The sequence below is a fragment of the Ancylobacter sp. 3268 genome (assembly GCF_031456575.1).
Lineage (GTDB): Bacteria > Pseudomonadota > Alphaproteobacteria > Rhizobiales > Xanthobacteraceae > Ancylobacter.
Map to the genome: position 1 here is coordinate 239,162 of NZ_JAVDUX010000003.1, position 10,663 is coordinate 249,824.

Here is a 10,663-nt window from a genome sequence, read left to right on the forward strand (position 1 = left end):
AGAACAGGGCGTGGGAGGAACGGGGAGGGAATGGCGAGCGGCGGGGCGGCGAGGCAGGGAACCATGGCGGCCGAGCAGAGGATCGTGCGCGTGCGACGCCGCTACAACCAGTGGGTCGTCAACGAGACGCTCGAGGATTATGCGCTGCGCTTCACCGCCAAGAGCGCCCGGCGGTGGTCGGCGCTGCGGGTCGCCAATACCGCCCTCGGGGCGGTATCGTTCCTGGCGCTGGAGGCGATCGGCGGCGCGGTGACGCTGAGCTACGGCTTCCACAACGCCGTTGCCGCCATCCTCGTCGTCTGCGTGCTGATCTTCGCCACCGGCCTGCCGATCAGCTATTACGCCGCGAAATACGGCGTCGACATCGATCTGCTCACCCGCGGCGCCGGCTTCGGCTATATCGGCTCGACCGTCACCTCGCTGATCTACGCCTCCTTCACCTATCTGTTCTTCGCCATCGAGGCGGCGATCATGGCGCTGGCGCTGGAGATGTGCTTCGGCGTGCCTCTGATGGTGGGCTATTTCATCAGCGCGCTGGTGGTGATTCCGCTGGTGACGCACGGCATCACCTTCATCAGCCGCTTCCAGCTCTGGACCCAGCCGGTCTGGGTGCTGCTCAACATCGTGCCCCTCGTCTTCGTGCTCCATGCCGGCGGGGACGCGCTGGAAGGCTGGACGCGCTATACCGGGCGGCTCGGCGCGCCCGACGGCTCGTTCGATCCGCTGCTGTTCGGCGCCGCGGCCACGGTGATCTTCGCGCTGGTGGCGCAGATCGGCGAGCAGGTGGACTTCCTGCGCTTCCTGCCGCGCCGGGCGCCCGGGCGGAGCGCGGCGGCCCGCAACACGCTGTGGTGGCTCGCCCTGCTTTCGGCCGGCCCCGGCTGGATCGTGGTCGGCGGCATCAAGATGCTGGCGGGATCCTTCCTCGCCTATTTCGCGCTCACCCACGGGGTGCCGTTCGTGCATGCGGCGGAGCCGACGCAGATGTATCTCGTCGCCTTCGAGATCGGTCTGTCGCCGCAGACGGCGCTGGTCGCCACCGGGCTGTTCGTCATCCTGGCGCAGTTGAAGATCAACGTGACCAACTCCTATGCCGGCTCCATCGCCTGGTCGAACTTCTTCTCGCGGCTGACCCACAGCCATCCCGGCCGGGTGGTGTGGCTGGTGTTCAACGTCACAATCGCGCTGATGCTGATGGCGCTGGGCATCTACAAGGTGCTGGAACAGATCCTCGGCCTCTATGCCATCGTGGCGGTGGCCTGGGTGGCGGCGCTGGTGGCCGACCTCGTTGTCAACAAGCCGATGGGCTGGAGCCCGCCCGGCATCGAGTTCAAGCGGGCGCATCTCTACGACATCAACCCTGTGGGGGTCGCCGCCGTGATGGCGGGCACCGGCATCGCCGTGCTGGCCTTCGCCGGGCTGTTCGGCGCGACCCTCCAGGCTTTTGCTCCCTTCGTGGCGCTGGTGGTGTCCTTCGTCACCGCCTGCGGCGTCGCCTGGGGCACCGGCGGGCGCTATTACCTCGCCCGCCGCGCCTCGAAGAAGTGGGAGGGGCGCACGACGCTGAAGTGCTGCATCTGCGAGCACAAGTTCGAACCGGAGGACATGGCCCATTGCCCGGTCTATTCCGGGCCGATCTGCTCGCTGTGCTGTTCGCTGGATGCGCGCTGCCACGACCGCTGCAAGGAGGGCGCGCGGTTTCCCGACCAGATCCTCGCCATGCTGAGCGCGACATTGCCGATGTGGGCGGTGGCGCGGATCAACTCGCGGCTCGGCCACTATATCGGCGTGCTGTCACTACTGGCGCTGGTGATCGGCGCCATTCTGGGTGTGATCTATTTCCAGGCCGCGCTCTCGCCGCCCGCCGAGCGCGACGCCATCGGCGGCATGTTGTTCACCCTCTACTTCATCCTGCTGATCATCGCCGGCGTCGCTGCCTGGCTGTTCGTGCTGGCGCAGGAGAGCCGTCGTGTCGCCCAGGAGGAGAGCAACCGCCAGACCGCGCTCCTGATGCGCGAGATCGAGGCGCACAAGCGCACCGATGCCAAGCTGCAGAAGGCCAAGGAGGTGGCCGAGGCCGCCAATCTCGCCAAGAGCCGCTACGTTGTCGGCATCAGCCATGAGCTGCGCACGCCGCTCAACGCCATTCTCGGCTATGCGCAGCTGCTCGAGCGCGATGCCGCCATCCCGCAGCACCGGCGCGACTCGATCCGGGTGGTGCGGCGCTCGGCCGAGCATCTCTCCGGCCTCATCGACGGCCTGCTCGACATATCGAAGATCGAGGCCGGGCGGCTGCATCTCACCCGCGACGAGGTGCGGATCGGCGATTTCCTCGACCAGCTGGTTGACATGTTCCGCCTGCAGGCGACTGCCAAGAGCATCGATTTCGTCTATGTCCGGCCCGAGCGGCTGCCGGCGGTGGTCTATACCGACGAGAAGCGGCTGCGGCAGATCCTGATCAACCTCTTGTCCAACGCCATCAAGTTCACCGATTCCGGCCGGGTGGCGCTACGCGTCGCCTATCGCAACCAGGTGGCCGAGTTCGAGGTGGAGGACACCGGCATCGGCATTCCCAAGGCCGACCACACGCGGATCTTCGAGCCCTTCGAGCGCGGCGAGCGGGCCGGTACCTATTCCACCGCCGGCATCGGGCTCGGCCTGACCATCACCAAGCTGCTGACCGAGATCATGGGCGGGGAGATCGCGCTCACCTCGGCGCCGGGCGTCGGCAGCCTGTTCCGGGTGAAGCTGATGCTGTCGGAAGTGGCGCGGCCGAGCCGCACCGCCGCGCTGCCGCACCGCCGGATCGCCGGTTATGCCGGGCGTCGGCGCACCGTGCTGGTGGCCGACGACGACAGCGCGCATCGCGACCTCATGCACGAAGTGCTGGTGCCGCTCGGCTTCACCGTCCTCGCCGCTGCCGATGGCGTGGCGGCGCTGGAGATGGTGCGGCAATGGGAGCCGGAACTGGTGCTGCTGGATATTTCCATGCCGGGGCTGAACGGCTGGGAGGTGGCGCGGCAGCTGCGCGATGAAGGTTTCGTGCGGGTGCGCATACTGATGATCTCCGCCAATGCCGGCGAGATCATCGGCGAGGGCCTCGATGCCCGGCATCACGACGACCAGATGGCCAAGCCGGTGCAGCTCGCCGCGCTGCTGGAGAAGCTCGAAAAGCTGCTGGAGCTCACATGGATCGTCGACGGGCAGGTTCCGCCGCCGGCGCCGGTGCGGCCGCAGGTGCTGCGGCCGCCGGCGGGCGCGCATATCGAGGATCTGATGAAGCTCGGCGAAATCGGCTATGTGCGCGGCATCCAGGCGAAGCTCACCGAGATCGAGGCCGCCTCGCCGGACAATGGCGCCTTCGTCTCGCATATGCGGGATCTGATGGACACGTTCGACCTCAAACAATACATGGCCGTCCTGGAGGCGTTGCGCAGCAATGATGCATAGCGTGGAGCGCCGCGACATCGTCCTGGTGGTGGACGATTCGCCGGAAACCCTGAGCCTCTTGACCGATGCGCTCGAAGCCGCCGGTGCCACCGTGCTGGTGGCGGTGGAGGGCGCCAATGCGCTCGCCCTGGTCGAGCGGATCACCCCCGACGTCATCCTGATGGACGCGGTGATGCCGGGCATGGACGGCTTCGAGACCTGCCGCCGGTTGAAGAGCAACAAGGCGATCGCCCATGTGCCGGTGATCTTCATGACCGGCCTGTCGGAAACCGAGCAGATCGTGAAGGGGCTGGAGGCCGGCGGCGTTGACTATGTGACCAAGCCGATCTCCCCCTTCGAGCTGATCGCCCGTATCCGGGTGCACCTCGCCAATGCCCGGCAGACCCACAGCGCGCGGGCGGCGCTCGATGCCTCCGGCCGCTTCCTGCTGTCCGCCACGGCGGAAGGGCGCGTGCTGTGGAGCACGCCGCAGGCCACGGCGCTGCTGACCGCCGTCACCGTCTCGCCGCCGGGCGACGCCTTCCTGCTGCCGGAGCCGGTGCGGCGCTGGCTGGCCGGCCGGCGCGGCGATGGTGCGCCAGGTGCCGGACGCGAGGCGATCGATCTGCCGGTGGAGGGCTCGGCGCGACGGCTGCGCCTCTCCTATGTCGGGCAGATCGGGCCGGACGAACTGCTGCTGCGCATTGTCGAGGATGAGGGGCTGGCACCGGAACAGGTGCTCAAGGCCAAGCTCAATCTCACCCTGCGCGAGGCCGAGGTGCTGATGTGGCTGGCGCGCGGCAAGGCGAACCGCGATATCGGCGAGATCCTCGGCCTGTCGCCGCGCACGGTGAACAAGCATCTGGAGCAGATCTATTCGAAGATCGGCGTCGAGAACCGGGCGGCGGCGACGGCGCTGGCGGTGACCGCCCTCACGCCGCGCTAGCGGCCGGGCGGGCGGTCCAGCCGCAGGCCCCGGCCTAGGCAGTGGCCCCCTAAATTTGCCGGCCGGCTAGGAGCGTGATTCAACCCCTCTTGATAGGGGAGAGAGAGAGATGCGCCGTCACGAACTGAGCGACGAGGAATGGGCGATCATTGCCCCGCTGTTGCCGAACAAGCCGCGCGGGGTCGCGCGGGTGGATGACCGCCGGGTGATCAATGGCATTCTCTGGCGGTTCCGGACCGGCGCGCCGTGGCGGGATGTGCCGGAGCGCTACGGTCCGCACACCACCCTCTACAACCGTTTCGTGCGCTGGCGGGCCGCCGGGGTCTGGGATCGGCTGCTGGAAGCGGTTTCCGCCGCTTATGACGGCGACATCGTGATGATCGACAGCTCCTGTGTTCGCGTTCACCAACACGGCGCCGCGATCAAAAAGGGGGCGCTGACGATCGTTGCATGGGACGCTCCCGGGGCGGGCTGACCACCAAGATCCACGCTCTGGTCGACGCTGAGGGGCGTCCAATCCACCTCCTGCTCACCGCCGGGCAGGCCGGCGACGCACCGGCCGGGCGTGAACTGCTGGCGCGGCTCGCGCCGGGCGGCATCCTGCTGGCCGACAAGGCCTATGACACCGACGCCATCCGAGCCGAGACGGCGGAGCGTGGCGGATTCGCCAATGTACCGCCTCGTACGATCCGAACGCGCAGCTTCGCCTTCAGCCCGTGCCTCTACCGCCAAAGGAACCTTGTCGAGCGCTTCTTCAACAGGATCAAGCAGATGCGGGGCCTCGCAAGCCGCTACGACCGGCGGCCGGACAACTTCCTCGCAGCCCTCAAGCTCGCCGCAGTCCGCATCTGGATCAATGCGTTATGAGTCCGCTGCCTAGCCGGCGACCCCGCGTCCGATGGGGGCGAGGCGATCGAGGTCGGCATCGGTGAACAGGCGGGAGCGGGTGAGAAAGCGCACGCCGCGGCCGTTTTCCAGGCTGAACATGCCGCCGCGTCCCGGTACCACGTCGATGATCAGCTGGGTGTGCTGCCAGTAGTCGAACTGCGACGGGCTCATATAGAACGGGGTGCCGCCGATCTCGCCGAGCCGTACGTCCTCGTCGCCGACGATGTAGTCGCCCTGCGGGTAGCACATGGGCGAGGAGCCGTCGCAGCAGCCGCCGGACTGGTGGAACAGCACCGGCCCGTATTCCCCGCGCAACTCGGCGATGAGCGAGAGCGCCGCCTCGGTGGCGAGCACGCGGGCCATCACGCCGTCGGTGGCGGCGTGCGGATCGGCGGCGAGGGCGTCGGTCATGGTCTCCTCCCATATGGCGCCGCGGCCGCTACTTTTTGGCTCGACGTTGTTTCCGGCGCGCGCGGCTTCGATGATGAGGCCGCCTTCTTGGATGGGCAAGCGTGGCGGCGGCGCCGGCAGGTTCGCCGAACGGCGGGCCGCCGTCCGGCGCGGCGTCGGCGCTCAGGCGGCGATGTCGAGCACGATGCGGCCGTCGATCTTGCCGGCGTGCATGCGCGCGAAGATGTCGTTGATGTCCTCGAGCCTGCCCCGCTCGACCGTCGCCTTCACCTTGCCCTCGGCGGCGAATGCGAGCGATTCCTCAAGGTCGAGCCGGGTGCCGACGATGGAGCCGCGCACGGTGGTGCCGTTGAGCACCATGTCGAAGATCGGCAGGTCGAAGGCGCCGGGCGGCAGGCCGTTCGCCACCAGCGTGCCGCCGCGGCGCATCATGCCGAGGGCCTGGCTGAACGCCTTGGGCGAAACCGCGGTGACCAGCACGCCATGGGCGCCGCCGATCTCCCTCTTCAGCACCGCGACCGGATCCTGCTCCAGCACGTTGACGGTGACGGCGGCGCCGAGCTCGCGCGCTAGGTCGAGCTTGTCGTCGGCGACGTCGACCGCCGCGACGTTCAGGCCCATGGCCCTGGCGTACTGCACCGCCATGTGGCCGAGCCCGCCGATGCCGGAAATCACCACCCAGTCGCCGGGCTTGGTGTCGGTCATCTTCAGGCCCTTATAGACCGTGACGCCGGCGCAAAGCACCGGGGCGATGTCGACGAAGCCGATGTTCTTCGGCAGATGGCCGACATAGTTGGGGTCGGCGATGACGTAGTCGGCGAAGCCGCCATTCACCGAGTAGCCGGTGTTCTTCTGCTCCTCGCACAGCGTCTCCCAGCCGCCGAGGCAGTGGGGGCAATGGCCGCAGGCGGTATAGAGCCAGGGCACGCCGACGCGGTCGCCCTCCTTCACATGCTTGACGCCGGCGCCGACGCCGGAAACGTAGCCCACGCCTTCATGACCGGGGATGAAGGGCGGGTTCGGCTTCACCGGCCAATCGCCCTCGGCGGCGTGAAGATCGGTGTGGCACACGCCCGACGCCTGGATGCGGACCTGGATCTCGCCGGGGCCGGGCTCGGGGACTGGCACTTCCTCGATGACGAGGGGCTTGCCGAAGGCGCGGACCACCGCCGCTTTCATCGTCTTTGCCATGAACGCTCTCATCTCCGTTCGCGCCGGCGCCGGATGCGCCGGCCGACATGGTTCCGGCGGGATGGAAGCGCATTCCATCCCGCCGATCCTTGATCTGACCCCGCATACGGGTGCCGGAATGGCCGGGATCAGAAGAAGCCGAGCTTCTTCGGCGAGTAGCTGACCAGCAGGTTCTTGGTCTGCTGATAGTGGTCGAGCATCATCTTGTGGGTCTCGCGCCCGATGCCGGACTGCTTGTAGCCGCCGAAGGCCGCATGGGCCGGGTAGGCGTGGTAGCAATTGGTCCACACGCGGCCGGCCTGGATGGCACGACCGAAGCGATAGGCGCGGTTGCCGTCGCGGGTCCACACGCCGGCGCCGAGGCCGTAAAGCGTGTCGTTGGCGATGGAGAGCGCCTCGTCCTCGTCCTTGAAGGTGGTGACCGAGACGACCGGGCCGAAGATCTCCTCCTGGAAGATCCGCATCTTGTTGTGACCCTTGAACACGGTCGGCTTCACGTAATAGCCGCCGGCAAGGTCGCCGCCGAGAGTGTTGCGCTCGCCGCCGGTGAGCACCTCCGCCCCTTCCTGCTTGCCGATGTCGATATACGACATGATCTTTTCGAGCTGCTCGGAGGAGGCCTGCGCGCCGATCATCGTCGCCGGATCGAGCGGCGAGCCCTGCACGATGGCCTCCACCCGCTTCAGCGCCTTCTCCATGAAGCGGTCATAGATGCTCTCGTGGATGAGCGCGCGCGAGGGGCAGGTACACACCTCGCCCTGGTTCAGCGCGAACATCACGAAGCCCTCGATCGCCTTGTCGAAGAAATCGTCGTCCTCGGCGGTGACGTCCTTGTGGAAGATGTTGGGCGACTTGCCACCGAGTTCCAGCGTCACCGGGATCAGGTTCTGGCTGGCATACTGCATGATCAGCCGGCCCGTCGTGGTCTCGCCGGTGAAGGCGATCTTGGCGATGCGCGGATTGGAGGCCAGCGGCTTGCCGGCCTCGAGGCCGAAGCCGTTGACGACGTTGAGGACGCCGGGCGGCAACAGGTCGCCGACCAGTTCCAGCAGCAGCAGGATGCTGGCGGGGGTCTGCTCGGCGGGCTTGAGCACCACGCAATTGCCGGCGGCCAGCGCCGGGGCCAGCTTCCACACCGCCATCAGGATGGGGAAGTTCCACGGGATGATCTGGCCGACCACGCCGAGCGGCTCGTGATAGTGATAGGCGACCGTGTCGTGATCGATCTCCGAGAGCGCGCCTTCCTGCGCGCGCACGCAGGCGGCGAAATAACGGAAGTGATCGATGGCGAGCGGGATATCGGCGGCGGTGGTCTCGCGAATCGGCTTGCCGTTGTCCCAGGTCTCGGCGAGGGCGATGGTGTCGAGATTGTCCTCCATGCGATCGGCGATCAGATTGAGGATCCGCGCGCGCTCGGCGGCCGAGGTCTTGCCCCAGGCCTCCTTGGCCTTGTGGGCGGCGTCGAGCGCCTTCTCGATGTCGTCCTTGTCGGAGCGGGGAATTTCACAAATCTTGCCGCCGGTGATCGGCGAGGTGTTGTCGAAGTAGCGGCCATTCACCGGCTCGACGAACTGGCCGCCGATATAGTTGCCGTAGCGGGCCTTGAAGGGCGACTGGCGGGTGATGGCGATTTCCGGCTTGTTCATTGTGGGTTCCTCCCATGTTGGGTGAGCCCTGGATTGCACCGCCTGTGCCAGAGTTCTGTCGCGATGCAAAAAATCGTTGATGCGCCACGGCAAAATATTGAAATGATTGGTGTAAGAATTCAGTTCACATTCGTTTCAAAACAAAGGGTGTGGACCATGTGCCGGAACTTTGCCACAACTGTCGGATAGAACAACAATAACTAGAACAGGTGTTGCAAAATGCGACACACCGGGAGGAACCTATGCGAGCCGACACGGGGTCGAAGGCGGTGTCCACCGCCCGCAGGCAGTTCTTCAACGAGGGGCGGCCGCCGCAATCGCTGGTCGCCGAGCCGATCCTGCGCTCGTGGCGGCGCTGCGCCGATCTCGGCCTCGACAACCAGATTCTGCCCTCGCTGGTGCCGCTGACCGAGGGTGAACTGCGCCGGGCCAGCGAGCGCAACGAGCGGCTGCGTCGCCTCAGCCGGCCGGAGATCGAGAGCCTCTATGCCGAGGCGATGCAGACCGGCTGCGTGATCATCCTCACCGACGCCTCCGGGCTGATCCTGGAATCGCGCGGCCACACCGCCTTTGCCTCGCGGGCCGCGCAGGTGGCGTTGCGGCCCGGTGTCGACTGGAGCGAAAGCGCGACCGGCACCAATGCGGTCGGCACCGCGCTGCTGGAAGGCCGGCCGATCGCCGTGCATGGCGGCGAGCATTATTTCGACCCGCACGGCATCCTGAGCTGCTCGGCCGCGCCGATCATGGACCCGTTCGGGCGCGCGGTCGGGGTGCTCGACCTCTCCGGCCCAGCGGCGGTGGACCATCGTCACGCCCTCGGCCTGGTGCGCCTCGCCGCCGAGCAGATCGAGCATCGCTTCTTTGACGAAGGGTTCGCCGGCCTGCAGGTGCTCAGGCTCGGTGCCGACCGGGCGCTGCTCGGCACGGCGCGCGAGGGCGTGCTGGTATTCGACGACGGGCGACTGGTGGCGGCGAACCGGCATGGGCTCGGGCTGTTCGGCATCGACTGGTCGGCCCTCGGCAGCCGCCGCGTGGACGAACTGGTCGAGCGGCTGCCGCAGGGAGCGGGCATCGCCCGCATGGAGACGGCGGGTCGCGGCGTGCTGTTCGGGCGAATGGACGGCGAAGAGGCGACCCCGTCCCGCATCCGCGGCGCGCGCATGACCCCACGCGGCCTGCCGCAGTTCGGCGAGCTGCTGTTGCGCGAGGAGGATGAGCGGGCGCTGCTGCGCGCGGTCAAGATGATCGACGCCGGCGTGCCGGTGCTGATCCAGGGCGAGACCGGCACCGGCAAGGAGATGGCGGCGCGCGAGGTGCATCGCCGCGGGCCGCGCGCCGCGGCGCCCTTCGTCGCGGTGAACTGCGCGGCGATCCCGGAGACGCTGATCGAGGCGGAGCTGTTCGGCTATGAGGAGGGCGCCTTCACCGGCGCCCGCCGCCACGGCCGCAAGGGGCTGCTGCGCGAGGCGGAGGGGGGCGTGCTGTTCCTCGACGAGATCGGCGACATGCCGCTCTCCCTGCAGTCGCGCCTGCTGCGAGTGTTGCAGGACCGCGAGGTGCTGCCGCTGGGCGGCGGCCGTCCGGTAAGCGTCGATTTCGCGCTGGTCTGCGCCACCCACCGCCACCTCAAGGCGCTGGTCGAGAGCGGGACGTTCCGCTCCGACCTTTATTTCCGCATCGCGCACTACACCATCGAGCTGCCGGCGGTGCGGGACCTGACGGACCGGCTCGCCACGGTGCGCGAGCTCTGGCGCCGGGTGGCCCGCGACGAGAGGCTGGCGCTGACGGCGGCCTGCGAGGAACGGCTGGCCGCCTATGACTGGCCCGGCAATTTCCGCCAGCTGGTCGGGGTGCTCCGGATGCTGGCCGCACTGGCCGAGCCGGGCCAGCCGGTGGGTACCGACCTGCTGCCGGAGGAAGTCGCCGCGCATGCGCGCCCGCAGCCGGCTCGCGCCATCGCCGGTGCGACGGCATCCGACCCGGCCGATCTCGACGCCATCGAGCTCGCGGCGATGCGGCGCGCGCTGGAGGCCCATGGCGGCAATGTCTCCAAGGCGGCCCGAGCGCTCGGTATCAACCGCTCGACGCTCTATCGGCGGCTGCTGAGCACGCATTGAACCCGGCACCGGTTGCCGGAAAAGCGAGGGTGCCG

At 67.8% G+C, this 10,663-nt stretch carries 7 protein-coding genes; 4 read left to right on the forward strand and 3 right to left on the reverse strand.

From position 1 onward, the window contains the following. Positions 1–63: 63 nt before the first annotated feature. The 3 genes from J2X65_RS05635 to J2X65_RS05645 all read left to right on the forward strand — a co-directional run bounded on the left by J2X65_RS05635 (position 64) and on the right by J2X65_RS05645 (position 5,242). Positions 64–3,450, forward strand: a complete 3,387-nt coding sequence (locus tag J2X65_RS05635) for an ATP-binding protein (RefSeq protein ID WP_310199402.1) — start codon at positions 64–66, stop codon at positions 3,448–3,450. Continuing rightward, on the forward strand, positions 3,440–4,375 hold the full coding sequence (locus J2X65_RS05640) for a response regulator (RefSeq protein WP_310199136.1): 936 nt from the start codon (positions 3,440–3,442) through the stop codon (positions 4,373–4,375). The genes J2X65_RS05635 and J2X65_RS05640 overlap by 11 nt, the downstream gene beginning before the upstream one ends. Before the next feature lie 109 nt (positions 4,376–4,484). Further along, positions 4,485–5,242, forward strand: a protein-coding gene (locus J2X65_RS05645) for an IS5 family transposase (RefSeq protein WP_310199138.1) whose coding sequence is annotated in 2 segments (ribosomal slippage) — positions 4,485–4,797 and positions 4,797–5,242 — 759 coding nt in all. Because the reading frame shifts where the segments join, the coding sequence is not laid out codon by codon here. A 9-nt stretch (positions 5,243–5,251) separates the two neighbouring features. Here the strand turns inward: J2X65_RS05645 and J2X65_RS05650 are convergent. The 3 genes from J2X65_RS05650 to adh all read right to left on the reverse strand — a co-directional run bounded on the left by J2X65_RS05650 (position 5,252) and on the right by adh (position 8,511). Continuing rightward, positions 5,252–5,674 carry a DUF779 domain-containing protein gene (locus J2X65_RS05650; RefSeq protein ID WP_310199140.1) on the reverse strand — a complete coding sequence of 141 codons (423 nt, stop codon included), beginning with the start codon at positions 5,672–5,674 and terminating at the stop codon, positions 5,252–5,254. Between the two features lie 162 nt (positions 5,675–5,836). Next, complete coding sequence (adhP, locus tag J2X65_RS05655; RefSeq protein WP_310199141.1) at positions 5,837–6,865, reverse strand: alcohol dehydrogenase AdhP; 1,029 nt, start codon at positions 6,863–6,865, stop codon at positions 5,837–5,839. Between the two features lie 128 nt (positions 6,866–6,993). Then, on the reverse strand, positions 6,994–8,511 hold the full coding sequence (gene adh / locus J2X65_RS05660; RefSeq protein ID WP_310199143.1) for an aldehyde dehydrogenase: 1,518 nt from the start codon (positions 8,509–8,511) through the stop codon (positions 6,994–6,996). Positions 8,512–8,753: 242 nt separating this feature from the next. Between adh and J2X65_RS05665 the strand changes: the two genes are divergently transcribed. Continuing rightward, positions 8,754–10,628 carry a sigma-54-dependent Fis family transcriptional regulator gene (locus tag J2X65_RS05665; protein ID WP_310199145.1) on the forward strand — a complete coding sequence of 625 codons (1,875 nt, stop codon included), beginning with the start codon at positions 8,754–8,756 and terminating at the stop codon, positions 10,626–10,628. Positions 10,629–10,663 lie beyond the last annotated feature (35 nt).